This is a genomic window from Pseudomonas sp. PVC-5-1 (assembly GCF_057444345.1).
This window is the reverse complement of sequence record NZ_CM172024.1, coordinates 5,602,614-5,623,331: the sequence shown is the minus strand read 5'-3', so window position 1 is coordinate 5,623,331 and position 20,718 is coordinate 5,602,614. Positions and strand designations below refer to the sequence as shown.

19 protein-coding genes are annotated in these 20,718 nt (G+C 63.6%); 11 read left to right on the top strand and 8 right to left on the bottom strand.

The genetic code is table 11. The features are described from left to right. Positions 1-53: 53 nt before the first annotated feature. Positions 54-1,661, bottom strand: a complete 1,608-nt coding sequence (locus AC2T3R_RS25650; protein ID WP_217189999.1) for an ABC transporter substrate-binding protein — start codon at positions 1,659-1,661, stop codon at positions 54-56. A gap of 361 nt (positions 1,662-2,022) precedes the next feature. Between AC2T3R_RS25650 and rpmB the strand changes: the two genes are divergently transcribed. Both rpmB and rpmG read left to right on the top strand, forming a co-directional pair. After that, positions 2,023-2,259 (top strand): 50S ribosomal protein L28, encoded by a 237-nt coding sequence (gene rpmB, locus AC2T3R_RS25645; protein WP_003258972.1) that lies wholly within the window; start codon positions 2,023-2,025, stop codon positions 2,257-2,259. 10 nt (positions 2,260-2,269) lie between these two features. Further along, the gene (gene rpmG, locus AC2T3R_RS25640) at positions 2,270-2,425 is read left to right on the top strand and encodes a 50S ribosomal protein L33 (protein ID WP_003253507.1); all 156 of its coding nucleotides are present in this window, start codon (positions 2,270-2,272) and stop codon (positions 2,423-2,425) included. 70 nt (positions 2,426-2,495) lie between these two features. Here rpmG and AC2T3R_RS25635 read toward each other — a convergent pair whose 3' ends face one another. Next, entirely contained in the window at positions 2,496-2,855 is a 360-nt protein-coding gene (locus AC2T3R_RS25635; protein WP_003258971.1) for a cupin domain-containing protein, read from the bottom strand. Between the two features lie 196 nt (positions 2,856-3,051). Here AC2T3R_RS25635 and AC2T3R_RS25630 point away from each other — a divergent pair, with 196 nt between their 5' ends. Together AC2T3R_RS25630 and AC2T3R_RS25625 are read left to right on the top strand one after the other, a co-directional pair. Then, positions 3,052-4,545 carry an aldehyde dehydrogenase gene (locus tag AC2T3R_RS25630; RefSeq protein ID WP_013974786.1) on the top strand — a complete coding sequence of 498 codons (1,494 nt, stop codon included), beginning with the start codon at positions 3,052-3,054 and terminating at the stop codon, positions 4,543-4,545. 130 nt (positions 4,546-4,675) lie between these two features. Further along, positions 4,676-5,815, top strand: coding sequence for an MFS transporter (locus tag AC2T3R_RS25625; RefSeq protein WP_410951459.1), 1,140 nt, complete (start codon positions 4,676-4,678; stop codon positions 5,813-5,815). A 121-nt stretch (positions 5,816-5,936) separates the two neighbouring features. Here AC2T3R_RS25625 and AC2T3R_RS25620 read toward each other — a convergent pair whose 3' ends face one another. Together AC2T3R_RS25620 and AC2T3R_RS25615 are read right to left on the bottom strand one after the other, a co-directional pair. After that, positions 5,937-7,493 carry a phospholipase D family protein gene (locus AC2T3R_RS25620; RefSeq protein WP_486744432.1) on the bottom strand — a complete coding sequence of 519 codons (1,557 nt, stop codon included), beginning with the start codon at positions 7,491-7,493 and terminating at the stop codon, positions 5,937-5,939. Positions 7,494-7,553: 60 nt separating this feature from the next. Further along, positions 7,554-8,984 (bottom strand): aminotransferase-like domain-containing protein, encoded by a 1,431-nt coding sequence (locus tag AC2T3R_RS25615; protein ID WP_162491226.1) that lies wholly within the window; start codon positions 8,982-8,984, stop codon positions 7,554-7,556. Between the two features lie 178 nt (positions 8,985-9,162). Here AC2T3R_RS25615 and AC2T3R_RS25610 point away from each other — a divergent pair, with 178 nt between their 5' ends. Next, positions 9,163-9,393 (top strand): DUF1127 domain-containing protein, encoded by a 231-nt coding sequence (locus AC2T3R_RS25610; RefSeq protein WP_015272324.1) that lies wholly within the window; start codon positions 9,163-9,165, stop codon positions 9,391-9,393. 155 nt (positions 9,394-9,548) lie between these two features. Here the strand turns inward: AC2T3R_RS25610 and AC2T3R_RS25605 are convergent, their stop codons facing one another. Next, the gene (locus AC2T3R_RS25605) at positions 9,549-10,841 is read right to left on the bottom strand and encodes an NAD(P)/FAD-dependent oxidoreductase (protein ID WP_085721323.1); all 1,293 of its coding nucleotides are present in this window, start codon (positions 10,839-10,841) and stop codon (positions 9,549-9,551) included. A gap of 199 nt (positions 10,842-11,040) precedes the next feature. Between AC2T3R_RS25605 and AC2T3R_RS25600 the strand changes: the two genes are divergently transcribed. Continuing rightward, positions 11,041-11,394: a YkgJ family cysteine cluster protein gene (locus AC2T3R_RS25600; protein ID WP_013974780.1), complete on the top strand. Its 354-nt coding sequence runs from the start codon at positions 11,041-11,043 to the stop codon at positions 11,392-11,394. A gap of 2 nt (positions 11,395-11,396) precedes the next feature. Here AC2T3R_RS25600 and dadR read toward each other — a convergent pair whose 3' ends face one another. Beyond that, complete coding sequence (gene dadR, locus AC2T3R_RS25595; RefSeq protein ID WP_003258963.1) at positions 11,397-11,885, bottom strand: transcriptional regulator DadR; 489 nt, start codon at positions 11,883-11,885, stop codon at positions 11,397-11,399. Between the two features lie 156 nt (positions 11,886-12,041). Here dadR and dadA point away from each other — a divergent pair, with 156 nt between their 5' ends. The 5 genes from dadA (at position 12,042) to AC2T3R_RS25570 (ending at position 17,874) form a co-directional block, all read left to right on the top strand. After that, complete coding sequence (dadA, locus tag AC2T3R_RS25590; protein ID WP_486744431.1) at positions 12,042-13,346, top strand: D-amino acid dehydrogenase; 1,305 nt, start codon at positions 12,042-12,044, stop codon at positions 13,344-13,346. A gap of 148 nt (positions 13,347-13,494) precedes the next feature. Continuing rightward, entirely contained in the window at positions 13,495-14,568 is a 1,074-nt protein-coding gene (gene alr / locus AC2T3R_RS25585; protein WP_015272322.1) for an alanine racemase, read from the top strand. 109 nt (positions 14,569-14,677) lie between these two features. Beyond that, the gene (locus AC2T3R_RS25580; protein WP_013974777.1) at positions 14,678-15,226 is read left to right on the top strand and encodes a cupin domain-containing protein; all 549 of its coding nucleotides are present in this window, start codon (positions 14,678-14,680) and stop codon (positions 15,224-15,226) included. 154 nt (positions 15,227-15,380) lie between these two features. Next, positions 15,381-15,785 (top strand): c-type cytochrome, encoded by a 405-nt coding sequence (locus AC2T3R_RS25575; RefSeq protein WP_410951470.1) that lies wholly within the window; start codon positions 15,381-15,383, stop codon positions 15,783-15,785. Positions 15,786-16,011: 226 nt separating this feature from the next. Continuing rightward, positions 16,012-17,874 (top strand): acetyl-CoA hydrolase/transferase C-terminal domain-containing protein, encoded by a 1,863-nt coding sequence (locus tag AC2T3R_RS25570; protein WP_486744430.1) that lies wholly within the window; start codon positions 16,012-16,014, stop codon positions 17,872-17,874. 110 nt (positions 17,875-17,984) lie between these two features. Here the strand turns inward: AC2T3R_RS25570 and AC2T3R_RS25565 are convergent, their stop codons facing one another. Then, the gene (locus AC2T3R_RS25565) at positions 17,985-18,557 is read right to left on the bottom strand and encodes a xanthine phosphoribosyltransferase (protein WP_009683322.1); all 573 of its coding nucleotides are present in this window, start codon (positions 18,555-18,557) and stop codon (positions 17,985-17,987) included. Between the two features lie 64 nt (positions 18,558-18,621). After that, positions 18,622-20,631 (bottom strand): DNA helicase Rep, encoded by a 2,010-nt coding sequence (rep, locus tag AC2T3R_RS25560; protein WP_015272320.1) that lies wholly within the window; start codon positions 20,629-20,631, stop codon positions 18,622-18,624. Positions 20,632-20,718: the final 87 nt, after the last annotated feature.

Genomic DNA, 20,718 nt, shown 5'->3' with positions numbered 1-20,718 from the left:
GTTGGCGAGGTCCCTGTGGGAGCGGGCAAGCCCGCGAAGAGGCCGGTGCAGGCTTATTTGTTCACTGATACCTTGCTGAAATCCAACCGCCCGAACGGGCTCACCTGGTGCCCCTCGACCCCCTGGCGCAGCAGCGTCGCCGCTGTCGGGTGCGCCAGCGGCACCCACAGCGCCTGTTGCTGGATCAGCGTCTGTGCCTGCTGGTAAAGCCGGCTGCGCACACTCTGGTCGTTGGTGGTGCGCCCGGCGCTGATCAACTGGTCCAGGCGGCTGTCGCAGAAGCGTGCGAAGTTGGTCCCCGACTTCACCGCGGCGCAGGAAAACTGCGGGCTGAGGAAGTTGTCCGGGTCGCCGTTGTCGCCCGCCCAGCCCATGAACAGCAGGTCATGCTCGCCCGCCTTGGCGCGGCGGATCAGCTCGCCCCACTCGATCACGCGGATCTCTGCCTTGACGCCAATCTTGGCCAGGTCGGCCTGCAGCATCTGCGCACCGAGGCTGGGGTTAGGGTTGAGCAGGCTGCCCGACGGGCGGGTCCAGATCGTGGTGCTGAAGCCCTCGGCCAGGCCGGCCTTGGTCAGCAGGGCCTTGGCTTTCTTCAGGTCCAGCGGGTAGCCGGGCAGGTCCTTGGCGTAGCTCCAGGTATTGGGCGGGTAGGGGCCGTTGGCGGCCACCGCGGAGTCTTCGAACACGGCCTTGAGGTAGGCCTGCTTGTCGAAGGCCAAGTTGATGGCCTGACGCACCTCCGGCTTGTCCAGCGGCGGGTGCTGGCTGTTGATGGCGACGAAGGCGGTCATGAACGCCGGGGTGGTGGCCACCTTGAGGTTGCCGTCCTTGCCAGCTTCGGCAATGTCCAGCGGCTTGGGCGACAACGCGACCTGGCACTCGCCGCGCTTGAGCTTCTGCAGGCGCACGTTGGCATCGGTGGTGATGGCGAAGATCAGCGGGTCGACCGCCGGCTTGCCGGCGAAGTAGTCAGGGTTGGCGCGATAGCGTACTACGGCGTCCTTCTGGAAGCGCTGGAAGATGAACGGCCCGGTGCCGATCGGCTGGCTGTTGAGCTTCTCCGGCGTGCCGGCCTTGAGCAGTTTGTCCGCGTACTCGGCGGAGTAGATCGATGCGAAGCCCATGCTCAACGTGGCCAGGAACGTGGCGTCCGGGTGGTTGAGGGTGAAGCGCACGGTGTTTGGCGCGGGTGCCTCGATCGCCTTGATCAGGCTGCCTAGTTGCAGCGACTGGGCATGCGGGTAGCCGCCCGGCGCGGTCTTGTGCCAGGCATGGGCGGGGTAGAGCATGCGCTGGAAGCTGAACAGCACATCGTCGGCGTTCAGTGGGCGGCTTGGCTTGAAGTAGGCGGTGGTGTGGAAGTTCACATCATCGCGCAGGGTGAAGTCGTAGATCAGGCCGTCGGCCGATACCGTCCAGCTGGCCGCCAGGCTCGGCACCACCTTGCCTTGCGCCGCGTCGAACTCCACCAGGCGGTTCATCAGCACATCGGCTGTGGCGTTGGTGGTGGTCAGTGAGTTGTACTGCACCACGTCGAAGCCTTCGGGGCTGGCCTCGCTGCAGACGCTCAGCGGGGCGGCCTGGGCAACGCTGGCGGCGATCAGGGCGCCTGCGGCGAACAAGGAGTTGAACAATAAGGAAAGGGCGGCGGCACGCATAGTGGCTCCTTGGCTGTCAGTGGCCCATCTGCCAGTGCAGTCTGGAAAAGGCCTACCCTAGTGTGCTCGTCGGGAAATGACCACACCCTTTTTTACAAAATTGGCGACGAGCGGTCGACGGCTGGCGGGGCCTGCCGCTATGCTGGCCCGGCGCGTCGGGGCTCGTGTCAATATTCATCTAATGTTGTTGCGGCCGAGTCTTTCTGGTATAAAGCAGCGCTCTTTTCTAGGGGCTCGGCCTGTCGCATCAGCGAATGCGGCCGATAAGACCTCCAGAATCACGGCGCCCAGGCGCCAAAGACTGAGAGATTAAGCGGCCAACCCATGCCGGGTTGGGCATGTGGTTTTAGAGGGCTGAGTCATGTCGAGAGTCTGTCAAGTTACTGGTAAGGGTCCAGTAACCGGGAACAACATTTCCCACGCAAACAACAAAACCCGTCGTCGTTTCCTGCCGAACCTGCAGCACCACCGTTTCTGGGTTGAATCCGAGAAGCGTTTCGTGCGTCTGCGCGTATCTGCCAAAGGCATGCGCGTTATTGACAAGCGTGGTATCGACGTAGTGCTGGCCGAGCTGCGCGCTCGCGGCGAAAAGTTCTAAGGAGAACGTCATGCGTGAATTGATCCGTCTGGTTTCGAGTGCTGGCACTGGCCACTTCTACACCACCGACAAGAACAAGCGCACCACTCCGGACAAAATCGAGATCAAGAAATACGATCCGGTTGTTCGCAAGCACGTGGTGTACAAGGAAGCCAAGATCAAGTAATTGATCGGCGACCTGAAAAAACCCGCCTCCGAAAGGATGCGGGTTTTTTTATGCCTGTTCGGGCCTCAGATCATTTCTGCTCGAACATCACATAGATCTTGCGGCAAGGCTCCAGCACCTCCCAGGTGCCCTTGAAGCCGGCCGGGATGACAAACCGGTCACCGGCGCGAAGGGTCTTGGCTCCGCCGTCCTGGTCACGCAGCACCGAAACGCCCTGGACGATCTCGCAGTACTCATGCTCCGTGTAGTTCACCGTCCACTGCCCGACCTCGCCTTCCCACACGCCCGCGGCAAACTGCCCGCACGGGCTGGAATAATGATTGTAGACCGCCTGGTCTGGCTCGCCCTTGAGGATTTTTTCCGCCGCCGGGCGGTAGCGTTCGGCCTCGGTAATGACCTGCGCGAAGTCGATTATGCTGTCGATACTCATGGTTCGGCTCCTGTTGTTGTTTAATAAAATGCACATGAGTAGGCTTTTGAGCCTTTTGTGTCAAATATATTGATAGTTTACACCGGCTGGTTTAGGGTGTCGGTAGCCAAAATGCCCTCGACGCTGGGGCAGAATTCTGACAACGCCTGTGAGTCCTCAGTGCGGCGTTGCACCTAAACAAGAGGAGGAGTTTCGTATGACCACCCTGACTCGTGCGGACTGGGAACAACGTGCCCAGCAACTGAAGATCGAAGGCCGTGCCTTCATCAACGGCGAATACACCGATGCCGCATCTGGTGAAACCTTCGAGTGCCTGAGCCCGGTCGACGGACGCTTCCTGGCCAAGGTTGCCAGCTGCGATCTGGCCGATGCCAACCGCGCTGTGGAAAACGCCCGTGCCACCTTCAACTCCGGCGTGTGGTCGCAGCTGGCCCCGGCCAAGCGCAAGGCCAAGCTGATCCGCTTCGCCGACCTGCTGCGCAAGAACGTCGAAGAGCTGGCGCTGCTGGAAACCCTGGACATGGGCAAGCCGATCGGCGACTCCTCCAGCATCGACGTACCTGGCGCGGCCAATGCCATCCACTGGACTGCCGAAGCCATCGACAAGGTCTACGACGAAGTCGCCCCGACCCCGCATGACCAGCTCGGCCTGGTCACCCGCGAAGCGGTGGGTGTGGTCGGTGCCATCGTACCGTGGAACTTCCCGCTGCTGATGGCCTGCTGGAAGCTCGGCCCGGCCTTGGCCACCGGTAACTCGGTAGTGCTCAAGCCGTCCGAAAAGTCGCCGCTGACGGCCATTCGCATCGCCCAGCTGGCCATCGAAGCCGGTATCCCGGCTGGCGTGCTGAACGTGCTGCCAGGCTACGGCCACACCGTGGGTAAGGCCCTGGCCCTGCACATGGACGTCGACACCCTGGTATTCACCGGTTCGACCAAGATCGCCAAGCAGCTGATGGTTTACGCGGGCGAATCGAACATGAAGCGCATCTGGCTGGAAGCCGGCGGCAAGAGCCCGAACATCGTCTTCGCTGACGCTCCGGACCTGCAAGCTGCCGCCGAAGCTGCCGCCAGCGCCATCGCCTTCAACCAGGGCGAAGTGTGCACCGCCGGCTCGCGCCTGCTGGTCGAGCGTTCGATCAAGGACAAGTTCCTGCCGATGGTGGTCGAGGCCCTGAAAGGCTGGAAGCCAGGCAACCCGCTGGACCCACAGACCACTGTCGGTGCCCTGGTCGACACCCAGCAGATGAACACCGTGCTGTCGTACATCGAGGCTGGCCACAAGGACGGCGCCAAGCTGCTGGCCGGCGGCAAGCGCACCCTGGAAGAAACCGGTGGCACTTATGTCGAGCCGACCATCTTCGACGGCGTGACCAACGCCATGAAGATCGCCCAGGAAGAAATCTTCGGCCCGGTGCTGTCGGTGATCGCCTTCGATACCGCCGAAGAAGCCGTCGCCATTGCCAACGACACGCCGTATGGCCTGGCCGCTGGCATCTGGACTTCGGACATCTCCAAGGCCCACAAGACCGCCCGCGCCGTGCGCGCTGGCAGCGTCTGGGTCAACCAGTACGACGGCGGCGACATGACCGCGCCGTTCGGTGGCTTCAAGCAGTCGGGCAACGGCCGTGACAAGTCGCTGCATGCGCTGGAGAAGTACACCGAGCTGAAGGCGACCTGGATCAAGTTGTAATCCCGTGGGGCCGCTTCGCGGCCCATTCGCGGCACAAGGCCGCTCCTACAGGGGTATGCGTTTCCCTGTAGGAGCGGCCTTGTGCCGCGAATGGGCTGCAAAGCAGCCCCAAGAACTCAAGAGGTCAAGGATGCGTTGGGGTACCTACTTCGCCGTACTGGCATCGGTGCTAAGCGTCGGGCTGGCACTCGGCGTGAGCATGCCGCTGGTATCCCTGCGCCTGGAGGCCTGGGGCTACGGCAGCTTCGCCATCGGTGTGATGGCCGCGATGCCGGCGCTGGGCGTGCTGGTAGGTGCCAGTCTGGCCAGTCGCCTGGCCGGCTGGGTCGGTGTGCCCTCGGCCATGCGCCTGTGCCTGTGGGGCGGGGCGCTGTCGATTGGCCTGGTCGCACTGCTGCCCAGTTACCCGCTGTGGCTGCTGCTGCGGTTGCTGATCGGTATGTCGCTGACCGTGGTGTTCATACTCGGCGAAAGCTGGATCAATCAGCTGGTAGTCGAGCAATGGCGTGGCCGCCTGGTGGCGCTGTACGGCAGCAGCTATGCCCTAAGCCAGCTGGCCGGGCCGCTGGTGCTGGGCTTTCTTGGCTCGGATGACGACTTCGGCTTCTGGGCCGCTACCGGCCTGCTGCTGGTGGCGCCGCTGATTCTCCTGGGCCGTGGCGGGGCACCCAGCACAGAGGCCTGCAGCGTCACCTTCGGCGACCTGTTCGCCTTCTGCCGGCGCTTGCCGGTGATCGCCTGGGCCATTGCCCTGTTTGCCTCGTTCGAGGCGATGATCCTGACCTTGTTGCCGGTGTATTGCCTGCAACAGGGCTTCAGCACCGAAATCGCCCTTTTCATGGTCAGTACCGTGGTGGTGGGCGACGCGGTGCTGCAGCTGCCCATCGGTGCGCTGGCCGATCATATGTCGCGGCGCGCTCTGTTCACTGGCTGTGCGGTCACTCTTCTGGTATCCAGCCTGGCGATCCCGGTGCTGCTGCATACACCAGCGATCTGGCCACTGTGGGTGCTGTTCGGGGCCAGTGCGGGGGGCTTGTTCACCTTGTCGCTGGTGCTGATTGGTGAGCGCTACCGGGATGATGCGCTGGTGCGGGCCAACGCCCATGTGGCGCAGCTGTGGGGTATTGGCTGCCTGCTCGGGCCATTGCTGGCCGGGGCAGGCAGCCAGTGGATCAGCGGGCATGCGTTGCCGTTGCTGATGGCGGCGGGGGCTGCGGGGTTGGTGATGTTGACCCGGCGGCGCGGGGCGTTTGAGCCGGCTTCTGCCTGATGGATTTTGGGGCCGCTTTGCGGCCCATCGCGACGCAAGGCCGCTCCTACAGGAGATACGCGATCCCATGTAGGAGCGGCCTTGCGTCGCGATGGGCTGCAAAGCAGCCCCAAAATCGCCGCTACAACATCTTCTCCAGGCCAACCGCCTTGCTGATCCAGGCATTGAACCGCCGCCAAATCCCGCCCGGCTCGGACGTGAGCATGCGTCGCCTGCCATTTTCCTCGGTCACCCACACCATCTGGTTACCCACCAGCGTCGGCTGGTAGCTCAAGGCCGGGGCCATGCCCTGTACCGCCAGCGCGCGGGTGTACTCGGCCAGCTCCGGGCTGTCCACCAGCACCCCGACCTCGGTATTCCACAACACCGAACGCGGGTCGAAGTTGAACGAGCCGATGAAGGTCTTGCGCCGGTCGAACACGATCGCCTTGCTGTGCAGGCTCGAGTCGGAGCTGCCATGGAAGCTCAAGCTGTGCCGGGCGCTGGGGTCACCGGGTTGGCGGCGCAGCTCATACAGTTGTACGCCATGCTCCAGCAGCGCCCGCCGATACGGCGCATAGCCGCCATGCACTGCCGGCACGTCGGTGGCTTCCAGCGAGTTGGTCAGCAGTTTGACCGAGATACCCGCGTCTGCGCTGTGGGTCAGGTACAGCAGGCCGGACTCGCCGGGTACGAAGTACGCCGATACCAGGATCAGCTCGTGTTGCACCTTGCTCAAGTCAGGGGCCAGTTGCTGGGTCAGCAGCAGTTGCGGGTTCGGTTCGTCATCGGCCAGCACCTTGCTCGGCGCATCCCACAGCGCCTGGGCATGGGCCCAGATCAGTTCGTTGCGCCACACATCCAGGCGCGGCTGCGACTGGTAGGCCATCAAGCGGTCATACAGGGCTTTGCGCTGGGTCCTGGCTTCGGCCAGTGAAATTTCCAGGCGGTGGCGGCTGGCGCGCAGGTCGCTGGCATCCGGGTCGCGCCAGAGAAAGTCGGTAATCGGCCGGCTCAGGGCGCTGTTCCAGTATTGGTCGAAACTGTGGCCGAGCTGTTCGGCCACCGGGCCGACACCCAGCAAGTCGATGTCGGTGAAGTTGAGGTTGGGTTCGGCATCGAAATACTCATCGCCCAGGTTGCGCCCGCCGACGATGGCCATGCTGTTGTCCACCAGGAACAGTTTGTTGTGCATGCGCCGATGCTGGCGCGACAGGTTGAACAGGCGGCCCACCGCGCGCGTCACGCCGGTGCTGCGGCCCAGGTGTAGCGGGTTGAACACCCGTATCTGGATGTTCGGGTGGGCATCGAGGGTGCCCATGATGACGTCCAAGCCATCGCTGGTGGTGTCGTCGAGCAGGATGCGCACACGCACGCCACGGTCGGCGGCGCGCAGCAGTTCATGAACCAGTGCACGAGTGCTGAGGCCATCGTGGACGATGTAGTACTGCAGGTCGATGCTCGCCTGGGCGTTGCGGATCAGTTCGGCACGGGCGCGGAACGCCTCGTTGCTGTTGGGCAGCAGGCGAAAGCCCGAGCGGCCGTCGTACGGCGCGGCCTGGCGCAGTACCGAGCGGCCGAAGGCCGAGTCGTTGGCGGGTAACGCCTGGCTGGTTTCGCGGGGCGTGCCGACGCTGGCACAGCCGGCAAGACCAAGCAGTAGCACCAGCAGCAGAGGCAGGGCTCGCTGGAGTCTCAAGGGTGGATCGTCCTGTGCAGCAAAGGCTTAAATGGTTGGACCGTGGCGGGCGGCGCAAAGTTACGCGCCGGCGCTTTCTTCTTCCAGTAGACGAAGGGCGGTTTCACCAACCCTGCGCACGGCAGCTTCGATCTGCTGCGTGGGCCGTGCGGCGAAGTTCATGCGCAGGCAGTGGCGGAACTTGCCCGAGGCCGAGAAAATACTGCCCACGGCAACCTGCACGTCCTGCTCCAGTAAAGCCCGGTTCAGGCGCAGCGTATCGAAATGTTCGGGTAATTCCACCCACAGCATGAAGCCACCTTGCGGTCGACTGACCCGGGTGCCCGCCGGGAAGTAGCGGGTCACCCAGTCGCTCATCAGGTCGCGGCCACGCTGGTACTGGCTGCGCATGCGCCGTACGTGGGGCTGGTAGTGCCCGCCGGCGATGAAGTCGGCAATGGCCAACTGTGGCTGGCTGGCCGTGCTTCCGGTGCTGATGTATTTCATGTGCAGCACCCGCTCCAGGTAACGACCGGGTGCCACCCAGCCTATCCGCAGACCGGGGGCGAGGGTCTTGGAGAACGAACTGCAAAGCAGCACGCGGCCGTCGTCGTCAAACGACTTGAGGGTGCGTGGGCGCGGGTAGGTGTAGGCCAGGTCGCCATATACATCATCTTCGAGGATCGCCACGTCGTAGCGCTGTGCCAGGCTCAGCAGGGCCTTCTTGCGGGCCTCGGGCATGATGTAGCCGAGCGGGTTGTTGCAGCTGGGGGTGATCTGGATGAGCTTGATCGGCCACTGCTCCAAGGCCAGCTCCAGCGCCTCCAGGCTGATGCCGGTGACCGGGTCGGTGGGGATCTCCAGGGCTTTCATGCCCAGGCCCTTGAGGGTCTGCATGGCGCCGTGGAAGCTGGGCGAGTCGACCGCGACGATATCGCCCGGCTCGCACACCGCGCGAATGCTGCATGACAGCGCCTCATGGCAGCCGGTGGTTATCACCAGGTCGGCCGGGCCTAGGCGGCAGCCGGAGTCGAGCGTCAGCCGGGCCACCTGTTCGCGCAGGGCCAGGTTGCCGTGGATGTTGTCGTAGTACAGGCCGGGCATGTCCTGCCGCCGGCTCAGCTGGGCGAGGCTGCGCAGCAGTGGCTTGAGGGTGGGGCTGTCGATGTCGGGCATGCCGCGGCCGAGCTGGATCACGCCTTGGCGTGGGGTGCTGCGCACCAGTTCCAGCACCTGCTCCCATTGCGAGATGTCCACCGGGCGCTGGGCCGGGCGGCTGACGGCGGGCAGGGCTGGCAGGTGGCGGTGGTCGTTGACGAAGTAGCCGGACTTGGGCCGGGGCGAGACCATGCCGCTGTCTTCCAGCATGCGGTAGGCCTGCTGCACGGTGCTCAGGCTGACCCCGTGCTCCACACTCAGGGCGCGCACTGACGGCAGGCGCTGGCCGGGGCGGTAGAGGCCCTGTTCGATACGGGCACCGAGCAGTTCGGCGAGGTTCAGGTAAAGGGTCACGGCATACTCCTGCGCTGTAATAGCGTGGCGACCGGTACAGTTGCGCTGAAAATACAGCATTCAGTCGGTCTGCGGCCAATTCTGTATGGGAATAATAAGGCTGTATTGGATCTGTATTGCCGGTGCTGTCGACGCGCATGCTTTCTCCACAGTATCAACTGAACGAGAGGATGCGGTGATGGGTGGCATGAGCGATGTGCGCTTGCAACTGTTGGCCAAGGAACTGGAAGCCGGGCAGCAAGCCAAGGTGTTCAACGCGCCGGAAGGGTTGGGGCGTTGGGGGCTGATGCTGCATCGCTGGCACACCCGCAGGGCGCTGCTGCAGTTGACTGATGACGAGTTGCGCGATATCGGGCTGAGCTGGGAGCAGGCCCGGGCCGAGGGGCGTAAGCCCTTCTGGAAAGACTGACCATACAGATGTTGCGCGGTCGATGTAGGAGCGGCCTTGTGTCGCGATAGGGCCGCAGAGCGGCCCCAGCGATATTTGCGGCGAAGCTGAAACCTGGGGGGCGCTACGCACCCCTTTCGCGACACAAGGCCGCTCCTACAGGGACCGCGCAGCTTTCAGATCAGCTCTTTCAGGCGATGCCACAGCATCCCCAACGCCAGCAGCGGCGAGCGCAGGTGCTTGCCGCCGGGGAAGGTGATGTGTGGCACCTTGGCAAACAGGTCGAAACGCCCGCTTTCCTGGCCGCTGATGGCTTCGCCGAGCAGGCGCGCAGCCAGGTGGGTGGCGTTGAGCCCATGGCCGGAGTAGGCCTGGGCGTAATAAACGTTCGGCTGGCTTGCCAGGCGGCCAACCTGCGGCAGGCGGTTGGCGCCGATGCCGATCATGCCGCCCCACTGGTAGTCGATGTGCACGTCGGCCAGTTGCGGGAATACCTTGAGCATCTTCGGCCGCATGTAGGCGGCGATGTCCTTAGGGTCGCGGCCCGAATAGTGGCAGGCACCGCCGAACAACAGGCGCTGGTCGGCGGACAGGCGGTAGTAGTCCAGTGCCACGCGCTGGTCACATACCGCCATGTTCTGCGGTAGCAGCGAGCGGGCACGTTCTTCACCCAGTGGCTCGGTGGCGATGATATAGCTGCCGGCTGGCAGCACCTTGCCGCCCAACTCGCGGTTGAGGTCGTTATGGTAGGCGTTGCAGCACAGCACCAGGGTTTTGGCGCGTACTCGGCCTTGGGCGGTGTGCACCTGTACTTCCGGGCCGTAATCGATGCGTGTCACCTCGGACTGCTCGAACAGCTTCACGCCCAGGCGGCTGGCCACTGCAGCCTCACCCAGGGCCAGGTTGAGCGGGTGCAGGTGCCCGGAACCCATGTCGACCAGCCCGCCGACATAGCAGTCGGCGCCGACCACGCTGTGGATATCGTCCTTGCCGACCAGGCGCAGTTCATGTGCGTAGCCGAGGCTGCGCAGTTCTTCAGCATCCTCCGCAAAACCCAGTAGTTCAGCGGGTTTGTTGGCCAGGTCGCAGTAGCCCCAGGTGAGGTCGCAGGCGATGGCATGCCTTTCGACCCGCTCGCGGACGATCTGCACGGCTTCCAGGCCCATCAGTTTCAGGCTGCGCACGCCTTCCTCGCCGATGACCGGGAGGAATTGTTCCAGGCCGTGGCCGACGCCACGGATCAGTTGCCCACCATTGCGCCCGCTGGCGCCCCAACCGAGCTTGCGCGCTTCCAGCAGGATGACCGAGAAGCCGCGTTCGGCCAGTTCGATGGCGGTGTTCAGGCCCGAGTAGCCGCCGCCGACGATACACACGTCGGCGCTGTGCTCGCCTTGCAGGAAGGAGTGGTCGGGGTGTGGCGCGCTGCTGGCGGCGTAATAGGAGGCGGCGTGCTGCGCGCTGTGGATCATTGGGCAGGTCCTGAGGCTGGTGGGTTGAGGGGGAGGAGGATAAGCCGGGGCTTTGGGGAGGGGCAACCGGCCTCATCGCCGGCAAGCCAGCTCCCACAGGGTCCGCGTGGCACTTGAGACCGGCGGTGTACCTGTGGGAGCCGGCTTGCCGGCGATTGGCCCTATAATCCAACCTCAGCTCTCAAACTTGTACCTTGCCATGTCCTGCAACCGCCACAAGATCCATTTTCTGCGCGAACTCATCCCTTCCTTCGAGTGCGAGCCCGGCTGCCATGACTGCTGCGGCCCGGTCACCACTTCGGCGGAAGAAATGGCCCGCCTGCCGCGCAAGTCCCAGGCCGAGCAGGACGCCGCCCTGGAGCGCCTGGACTGTGTGCACCTGGGCCCCAACGGCTGCACGGTGTATGAAGAGCGCCCGATGATCTGCCGCCTGTTCGGCACCACCCCGCGCCTGGCCTGCCCGCGTGGCCGTGGCCCTGAACAGATGATCGAGCCCGCTGCCGAGCAGCTGGTCCACCAGTTCATTGCCACCACCCGCCAGGTGCTGGTCTGACTTCAGTCCGGGATCGGCAGGCAAAGGCTCTCTTTCACCTCTTCCATCACGATGTAGCTCTTCGATTCGCGCACGTGCGGCAGCTTCAGCAGGATGTCGCCGAGCAGCTTGCGGTAAGAGGCCATCTCGGAAATACGCGCCTTCACCAGGTAGTCGAAGTCGCCTGAAACCAGGTGGCATTCCAGCACGTGGGGCAGTTTCAGCACCGCGCGGCGGAACTCCTCGAAGGTGTCGCCCGATTTGTAGTCCAGGCTGATTTCCACGAACACCAGCAGGCTGCCCTTGAGGTGCTGCGGGTTCAGGCGGGCGTTGTAGCCCATGATGATGCCCTCGCGCTCCAGGCGGCGGACCCGCTCGGTGCAAGGGGTGGTGGAAAGCCCAACTTTCTCGCCCAGTTCGGTGAAGGAAATACGCCCGTCATTCTGCAGGATACGCAGGATGTTACGGTCGATCTTGTCCAGTTCACGCTTGCTCTGGTGCTGGGTTCTCATAGGGGATGCCCCTCCGTGAAAGGCAATTTTGCCGAGAATTCTCGCCAATAATAGGCTTTTATATAGTGAATTGCACTGCCTTCAAATTCCTATACTGCGCGCATTCATGCCATTTCAATAAAAGTCTGCGGCGCGCCGCGTGCGAGGGATAAAACGATGCGAGTTCTGGTACTTGGTAGCGGTGTGATCGGAACCGCCAGTGCCTACTATCTGGCCCGGCAAGGTTTCGAAGTAACGGTGGTCGATCGCCAGCCGGCGGTGGCCATGGAAACCAGCTTTGCCAACGCCGGCCAGATCTCGCCCGGCTATGCCTCGCCCTGGGCCGCCCCAGGCGTGCCGCTGAAGGCCATCAAATGGCTGCTGGAGCGCCACGCGCCCCTGGCCATCAAGCTCACCGGCGACGTCGACCAGTACCTGTGGATGGCGCAGATGCTGCGCAACTGCACCGCCAGCCGTTACGCGGTGAACAAGGAGCGCATGGTGCGCCTGTCCGAGTACAGCCGTGACTGCCTCGACGAACTGCGCGCCGAAACCGGCATCGCCTACGAAAACCGCAGCCTGGGCACCACCCAGCTGTTCCGTACCCAGGCCCAGGTGGATGCCGCGGCCAAGGACATTGCCGTGCTGGAACAGTCCGGCGTGCCTTACGAGCTGCTTGACCGCGACGCCATTGCCCGCGTCGAACCGGCCCTGGCTGGCGTCAAGGACATCCTGGCCGGCGCCCTGCGCCTGCCAAACGACCAGACTGGCGACTGCCAGCTGTTCACCACCAAGCTTGCCGAAATGGCCGTGAAGCTGGGCGTGGAGTTCCGCTTCGGCCAGGACATCCAGTGCCTGGACTTCGCGGGTGACCGCATCAATGGCGTGTGGATCGACGGCAAGCTGGAAACCGCCGACCGTTACGTGCTGGCGCTGGGCAGCTACTCGCCGCAGATGCTCAAGCCGCTGGGCATCAAGGCCCCGGTATACCCGCTGAAGGGCTACTCGCTGACCGTGCCGATCACCAACGCCGACATGGCCCCGACCTCGACCATTCTCGACGAGACCTACAAGGTCGCCATTACCCGTTTCGACAACCGTATCCGCGTCGGCGGCATGGCTGAGATCGCCGGTTTTGACCTGTCGTTGAACCCGCGTCGGCGCGAAACGCTGGAGATGATCGTCAACGACCTTTATCCTCGCGGCGGTGATCTGAGCCAGGCCAGCTTCTGGACCGGCCTGCGCCCGGCGACCCCGGACGGCACGCCGATCGTTGGTGCCACGGCGTTCCGCAACCTGTTCCTGAACACCGGTCACGGTACTTTGGGCTGGACCATGGCGTGCGGTTCCGGTCGCCTGCTGGCCGACCTGATTGCGCGCAAGAAGCCGCAGATCAGTGCCGAAGGCCTGGACATTTCCCGTTATGGCAACAGCCCGGAAGTGGCCAAGCACGGGCAGACTGCGCCGGCTCACCAGCAGTAAGTTCGCCTGTACCGGCCTCTTCGCGGGCTCGCCCGCTCCCACAGGAAAACCACAGATATTGAAAACTGTGCAGTACCTGTGGGAGCGGGCGAGCCCGCGAAGAACCCAACACCGTTTTCAACCTGTGAACCACCATAAGGCAGCCGCCATGCGTCCCGCCCGCGCCCTGATCGACCTCCAGGCCCTGCGCCACAACTACCGTCTGGCCCGTGAACTGACCGGTGCCAAAGCCCTCGCCGTGATCAAGGCCGACGCCTACGGCCACGGCGCCGTGCGCTGTGCCCTGGCCCTGGAGGCCGAAGCCGACGGCTTTGCCGTGGCCTGCATCGAAGAAGCGCTGGAACTGCGCGCCGCCGGTATCAAGGCCCCGGTGCTGCTGCTGGAAGGTTTCTTCGAAGCCAGCGAACTGGCCCTGATCGCCGAGCACGACCTATGGTGCGTTGTGCACTCGCTGTGGCAACTGGAAGCGATCGAAAAGACCCAGCTGCACAAGCCGCTCAGCGTCTGGCTCAAGCTCGACAGCGGCATGCACCGCGTCGGCCTGCACCCCAAGGACTACCACGAGGCCTACCAGCGCCTGCTGGCCAGCGGCAAGGTCGCGCGCATCGTGCTGATGAGCCACTTCGCTCGCGCCGACGAACTGGATGCCGACGCTACCGCCCAGCAGATCGCCGTGTTCGAGGCCGCACGCCAGGGCCTGGCCGCCGAGTGCAGCCTGCGCAACTCCCCCGGTGTGCTGGGCTGGCCGCAGGCCCCTAGCGACTGGGTGCGCCCGGGCCTGATGCTGTACGGTGCCACACCGTTCGAAGTGGCCCAGGCCGAGGCCGAGCGCCTGCAACCGGTGATGACCCTGCAATCGCGGGTGATCAGCGTGCGCGAACTGCCTGCCGGCGAGCCGGTGGGCTATGGCGCCAAGTTCGTCAGCCCACGGCCAACCCGCGTTGGTGTGGTTGCCATGGGCTATGCCGATGGCTACCCGCGCCAGGCGCCCAACGGTACCCCGGTGCTGGTCGCTGGCAAGCGCACTCAACTGATCGGCCGAGTATCGATGGATATGCTCAGCATCGACCTGACCGACGTGCCGGAAGCCACCGTCGGCAGCCCGGTCGAACTATGGGGCAAGCATGTGCTGGCCAGTGAGGTGGCTGCGCACGCGGGTACCATTCCGTACCAGATTTTCTGCAACCTGAAGCGAGTACCGCGGGACTACATCGGCGAATGACACGCTGAAGCGGACAGGTTGAAGGGCGGTGTGTTGTAAATACTGAACGGCATTGCCATGATATCGTTCACATCCACCCCCCTTTCCACCGTTTCAGGAGGCTCCAGCTTTGGACGTCGGCGAACGACTGCAAGCCATCCGCAAGCTCAAGGGCCTGTCCCAGCGTGAACTCGCCAAGCGTGCCGGCGTGACCAACAGCACCATCTCGATGATCGAGAAGAACAGCGTGAGCCCGTCGATCAGCTCGCTGCGCAAGGTGCTGAGCGGCATTCCCATGTCCATGGTCGAGTTCTTTTCGGTCGAACTGGAACCTGAAAGCCCCACGCAGATCGTCTACAAGGCCCATGAGCTGATCGATATCTCCGACGGTGCGGTGACCATGAAGCTGGTCGGCAAGTCGCACCCCAACCGTGCCATCGCCTTTCTAACCGAGGTGTATCCACCGGGTGCGGACACGGGTGCCGAAATGCTTACCCATGACGGGGAGGAAACCGGCATCCTGCTCGAAGGCCGCCTGGAGCTGGTAGTCGGCAACGAGATCTTCATCCTTGAAGAGGGTGACAGCTACTACTTCGAAAGCACCCGCCCGCACCGCTTTCGCAACCCGTTCGACCGGCCGGCGCGGTTGATCAGTGCGGCGACGCCTTCAAACTTTTGATCCAGCGCAGTGCATTGATTCGGCAATACCCCTTTCCCGTGTGGGGTCGTTTCACGGCCTCTGGGTTCCCGCTATACTTTTCAACGCTCGCCGATCCGTGGCCGCGAGCGTGATTAGCCACCATGAGGGTGTTCGCGTGAACCAAATCAAGAAGATGCTGGCCGTACCAGCAGCCGTATTCGCCCTCTGGGCAATGAGCGCAACCGCTGCGACCAATGATGAGATCGCCAAGCGCCTGGAGCCGGTTGGCCAGGTGTGCGTCCAGGGCCAGGAGTGCAAGGGCATGGAAGTGGCCGCCGCCGCAGGTGGCGGTGGTGCCAAGACGCCGGACGAGATCATCGCCAAGCACTGCAATGCCTGCCATGGCTCCGGCCTGCTCGGCGCACCGAAGATTGGCGATACCGCGGCGTGGAAGGAACGCGCCGACCACCAGGGCGGCCTGGACGGCATCCTGGCCAAGGCCATTACCGGCATCAATGCCATGCCACCGAAAGGCACCTGCGCAGACTGCTCGGATGACGACCTGAAAGGGGCGATCAAGAAGATGTCCGGGCTGTGAGAAACAGCTGAATTGCATGAAGCCCGCCGTTGATGGCGGGCTTTGTTTTTGTGGTGCCTGTGCCGGCCTCTTCGCGGGCTTGCCCGCTCCCACAGGTTGTCACGGGACCTGTCGGCAGCGGTGTTCCTGTGGGAGCGGGCAAGCCCGCGAAGAGGCCGGCACAGGCAACCAAATACTTCAGGCCCATGTCCAACCCCTGAACCCATGGATGTCTCAGGAGGCCCCGATGCACCTCTGCTCCATCGACCAGGCCGTCGAGCAAGTCCTGTCGCGCCTGCCAGCCCATATCCACATGGGCCTGCCGCTGGGCCTGGGCAAGCCCAACGCCTTCGTCAATGCGCTTTACGCCCGCATCCGCGAGCTGCCCGAACGGCAGCTGACCATCTACACCGCCCTGTCCCTCGGCCGCCCGCCACTGGGTGATGGCCTGCAGCGGCGCTTTCTCGAGCCCTTCGTCGAGCGCGTCTTCGCCGACTATGAAGAACTTACCTACCTCGCCGACCTGCGCAACGACAGCCTGCCGCCGAACATCCAGGTGGAACAATTCTTCATGCAACCCGGCAGCCTGCTGCACAGCGATTCGGCCCAGCAAAGCTACATCAGCAGCAACTACAGCCACGCAGCACGTGACATCAACGCCAAGGGCCTGAACCTGATCGCGCAGTTGGTGGCCGCCACGCACGAGAGGCCGGTGCACCTGAGCCTGGCTTGCAACCCCGACATCACCCTCGACCTGCTGCCGATGATCGCCAAGCGCCGCGCTGCCGGCGAGACCATCCTCATGCTCGGCCAGGTGCATGCCGAGCTGCCTTACATGCCGGGTGACGCCGAGCTACCCATCGACACGTTCGACCTGCTGATCGATACAGCCGAGCAACGCCGCCTGTTCTCCACGCCGAACATGCCGGTCAACACCCAGGACCACTGCATCGGCCTGCACGCCAGCAGCCTGGTTCGCGACGGCGGCACGCTACAGATCGGCATTGGTGCCATGGGCGATGCGGTAGCTGCCGCATTGCTGGCGCGTCAGGGTGACAACGCCGGTTATCGTGCCGTGCTCGACGCGCTGGGTGCTGGCTCGTGGCAAGCGCTGATCGAACGGGAAGGGGGCCTGGATACCTTCGCCCAAGGCCTGTACGGCTGCAGCGAGATGTTCGTCAACGGCTTGCTGGCGCTGGCCGAAGCGGGCCTGTTGCGGCGCCCGGCGGACGAGCAGGTGGCGGCAGTGCTGCATGGCGGTTTCTTCCTCGGCCCCCAGGCGTTCTACCAGCGCTTGCGCGACATGCCGCTGGAACAGCGCGCACGGTTTGCCATGACTCGTATCAGCTTCATCAACGAGCTGTACGGGCAGGAGGAGCTCAAGCGCCGGCAACGCCGCGATGCGCGCTTCATCAACAGCGTATTCGGCATGACCCTGCTTGGCGCTGGGGTGGCTGACCAGCTGGAGGATGGCCGAGTACTCAGTGGCGTGGGCGGGCAGTACAACTTCGTCGCCCAGGGCCATGCGCTGGAGGGCGGGCGTTCGATCCTGCTGCTGCGCAGCTGGCGTGAGGCGGGCGGGGAGGTAACTTCGAACCTGTTCTGGAACTATGGCCATTGCACCATCCCCCGGCACCTGCGCGATATCGTGGTGACCGAGTACGGCATTGCCGACCTGCGTGGGCAGACCGACAGCGAGGTGATTGCGCGGTTGCTGGCAGTATGTGATTCGCGGTTCCAGCAGGGGCTGATCGAGCAGGCAAAGGATGCCGGCAAGCTGGCCAAGGATTTTCAACTGGAGGCGTGCTTTACCGACAATACGCCGCAGCGGCTGGAGGCGATCAGGGCGCGGCATTCGCGGTTGTTCCCGGAGTATCCGCTGGGCACGGACTTTACGGCTGAAGAGCGGGATTTGCTGCGGGCGCTGAACTGGTTGAAGAGCAAGTTCAAGCTGAGCGAGGTGCTGGAGCTGGGCAAGGCAGCGCTGGATGCGCCGGGGCCGGAGGGCTATGCGAGGCATCTTGTGCGGATGCAGCTGGATCAGCCGCAGGGGCTGAAGGAAGAGCTTTACCAGCGGTTGCTGCTGGCGGGGTTGGCGGCTGCCAGATAGAGAGGATTGAGGCCATTCGCGGGCACGCCCGCTCCCACAGGTACACCACAGCATTCAAAACCTGTGGTGTACCTGTGGGAGCGGGCGTGCCCGCGAAGCAGGCGCCGCGATTACTCGATGAAGGTAACCACACCACCTTCCAGCGACTTCACCCGGGCCAGCGACTCGACGCGATAGCCCTGGCTGTCCAGCTCGGCACGGCCGCCCTGGAACGACTTCTCGATCACGATACCCAGGCCGGCCACGGTGGCGCCGGCCTGCTTGATGATCGAGATCAGGGCCTGCGACGCCTTGCCGTTGGCCAGGAAGTCGTCGATCACCAGCACGCGGTCGCTGCTGTTGAGGTGACGCGGCGAGATGGCCACGGTGTTCTCGGTCTGCTTGGTGAAGGAATACACCGAGGCGGTCAGCAGGTTCTCGGTCAGGGTCAGCGACTGGTGCTTGCGGGCGAAGATCACCGGCACGCCCAGCTTCAGGCCAGTCATCACCGCCGGGGCAATGCCCGAGGCTTCGATGGTGACGATCTTGGTCACGCCCGCGTCGGCGAACAGGCGGGCGAACTCGTCACCGATCAGCTGCATCAGCGCCGGATCGATCTGGTGGTTGAGAAACGCATCGACTTTGAGAACCTGATCGGAAAGCACGATGCCTTCTTCGCGAATCTTCTGATGCAGTGCTTCCACTTTGTTTTCCTCGATGTAGCAAAGGTGGCCGCAAATAGCGGCAAAGTTAAAGAGTAATGGTTGATCAGCGTTTGAGCATTGCCCGGATATCGGCCAGGGCGTTGTTGCCCCGTGCGGCCTTTACCTCGACCGGCGCATCGTCCAGGCCCTCCCAGGCCAGGTCGTCCGGTGGCAGTTCGTCGAGGAACCGGCTGGGCGTGCAGTCGATGATTTCACCGTACTGCTTGCGCTTGGCGGCGAAGGTGAAGGCCAGGGTCTGGCGCGCGCGGGTGATGCCCACGTAGGCCAGGCGGCGTTCCTCTTCGATGGTGTCGGCCTCGATGCTGGAGCGGTGCGGGAGGATTTCCTCTTCCATGCCCATGATGAACACGTATGGGAATTCCAGGCCCTTGGAGGCATGCAGGGTCATCATCTGCACACCTTCGGCGTTCTCTTCCTCTTCCTGCTGGCGCTCGAGCATGTCGCGCAGCACCAGCTTGCCGATGGCGTCCTCGATGGTCATGTCACCCTCTTCGTCCTTCTCGAGGGTGTTCTTCAGCGCTTCGACCAGGAACCAGACGTTGCTGATGCGGAACTCGGCCGCCTTGTCGCTGGCGGTCTGCTGGCGGATCCAGTTCTCGTAGTCGATATCGCGGATCATCTCGTGCAGCGCGGCAATCGGATCTTCCAGGGCAACCTTGTGGCGCACCCCGTCCAGCCAATGCTTGAAGCGCTGCAAGCGCTCGGTATAGCGGGCGTCCAGATGCTCGCCCAGGCCAAGCTCCTCGCTGGCGGCGTACATCGAAATACCGCGCTCGGTGGCGTAGTTGCCGAGCTTTTCCAGGGTGGTGGAGCCGATTTCGCGGCGGGGTACGTTGATCACCCGCAGGTAGGCGTTGTCATCGTCCGGGTTCACCAGCAGACGCAGGTAGGCCATCAGGTCCTTGACCTCCTGGCGGCCGAAGAAGCTGTTGCCGCCCGACAGGCGATATGGCACCTGGTGGTGCTGCAGCTTCAGTTCGATCAGCTTGGCCTGGTAGTTGCCGCGGTAGAGGATGGCAAAGTCGCTGTACGGGCGGTTGGTGCGCAGGTGCAGGGTGAGGATTTCCATGGCCACGCGTTCGGCCTCGGCTTCCTCGTTCTTGCAGCGGATGACGCGGATCTCGTCGCCCACGCCCATCTCGCTCCACAGCTGCTTCTCGAACGCGTGCGGGTTGTTGGCAATCAGCACGTTGGCGCAGCGCAGGATGCGGCTGGTGGAGCGGTAGTTCTGCTCCAGCATCACCACCTTCAGGGAGGGGTAGTCCTCCTTGAGCAGCATCAGGTTTTCCGGCCGGGCGCCACGCCAGGCGTAGATCGACTGGTCGTCGTCGCCTACCACGGTGAACTGGTTGCGCATGCCGATCAGCATCTTCACCAGCAGGTACTGGCTGGCGTTGGTGTCCTGGTATTCGTCCACCAGCAGGTAGCGCACGCGGTTCTGCCAGCGCTCCAGCACATCGGGGTGCTCCTGGAACAGCTTGACCGGCAGCAGGATCAGGTCGTCGAAGTCCACCGCGTTGAACGCCTTGAGCGTGCGCTGGTAGTGGGTGTAGACGATGGCGGCAGTCTGCTCGCGCGGGTTGCGCGCCTTCTCCAGGGCCTCGGCGGGCAGGATCAGGTCGTTCTTCCAGGCACCGATCATGTTCTTGATCTCGTCGATGCCGTCGTCGCCGGAGTATTCCTTCTGCATGATGTCCGACAGCAACGCCTTGATGTCGGACTCGTCGAAGATCGAGAAACCCGGCTTGTAGCCCAGGCGCTCGTGCTCCCTGCGGATGATGTTCAGGCCCAGGTTGTGGAATGTGCACACAGTCAGGCCGCGGCCTTCCCCCGGGCGCAGCAGGGTGGCGACCCGTTCCTTCATCTCGCGCGCGGCCTTGTTGGTGAAGGTCATCGCCACGATGTACTGGGCACGGATGCCGCAGTTCTGAATGAGGTGGGCAATCTTGCGCGTGATCACGCTGGTCTTGCCCGAGCCTGCGCCGGCGAGCACCAAAAGAGGGCCGCCGACATAGTCACGGGCTTCCTGCTGCCGGGGATTGAGTCGGGACATGCTAGAAACCGGGGGTCGCCAGAAAATAGCCGCGCATTCTAACAGGCATGGGGCGTTTGTGGCGCGACCGTCTGACGTCTGAGTCAA

Excerpts from the sequence above, each read along its gene's own strand:
- AC2T3R_RS25650 (WP_217189999.1), bottom strand. The coding sequence starts at position 1,661 with ATGCGTGCCGCCGCCCTTTCCTTATTGTTCAACTCCTTGTTCGCCGCA.
- rpmB (WP_003258972.1), top strand. The coding sequence starts at position 2,023 with ATGTCGAGAGTCTGTCAAGTTACTGGTAAGGGTCCAGTAACCGGGAAC.
- rpmG (WP_003253507.1), top strand. The coding sequence starts at position 2,270 with ATGCGTGAATTGATCCGTCTGGTTTCGAGTGCTGGCACTGGCCACTTC.
- AC2T3R_RS25635 (WP_003258971.1), bottom strand. The coding sequence starts at position 2,855 with ATGAGTATCGACAGCATAATCGACTTCGCGCAGGTCATTACCGAGGCC.
- AC2T3R_RS25630 (WP_013974786.1), top strand. The coding sequence starts at position 3,052 with ATGACCACCCTGACTCGTGCGGACTGGGAACAACGTGCCCAGCAACTG.
- AC2T3R_RS25625 (WP_410951459.1), top strand. The coding sequence starts at position 4,676 with ATGCGTTGGGGTACCTACTTCGCCGTACTGGCATCGGTGCTAAGCGTC.
- AC2T3R_RS25610 (WP_015272324.1), top strand. The coding sequence starts at position 9,163 with ATGGGTGGCATGAGCGATGTGCGCTTGCAACTGTTGGCCAAGGAACTG.
- AC2T3R_RS25605 (WP_085721323.1), bottom strand. The coding sequence starts at position 10,841 with ATGATCCACAGCGCGCAGCACGCCGCCTCCTATTACGCCGCCAGCAGC.
- AC2T3R_RS25600 (WP_013974780.1), top strand. The coding sequence starts at position 11,041 with ATGTCCTGCAACCGCCACAAGATCCATTTTCTGCGCGAACTCATCCCT.
- dadR (WP_003258963.1), bottom strand. The coding sequence starts at position 11,885 with ATGAGAACCCAGCACCAGAGCAAGCGTGAACTGGACAAGATCGACCGT.
- dadA (WP_486744431.1), top strand. The coding sequence starts at position 12,042 with ATGCGAGTTCTGGTACTTGGTAGCGGTGTGATCGGAACCGCCAGTGCC.
- alr (WP_015272322.1), top strand. The coding sequence starts at position 13,495 with ATGCGTCCCGCCCGCGCCCTGATCGACCTCCAGGCCCTGCGCCACAAC.
- AC2T3R_RS25575 (WP_410951470.1), top strand. The coding sequence starts at position 15,381 with ATGCTGGCCGTACCAGCAGCCGTATTCGCCCTCTGGGCAATGAGCGCA.
- AC2T3R_RS25570 (WP_486744430.1), top strand. The coding sequence starts at position 16,012 with ATGCACCTCTGCTCCATCGACCAGGCCGTCGAGCAAGTCCTGTCGCGC.
- rep (WP_015272320.1), bottom strand. The coding sequence starts at position 20,631 with ATGTCCCGACTCAATCCCCGGCAGCAGGAAGCCCGTGACTATGTCGGC.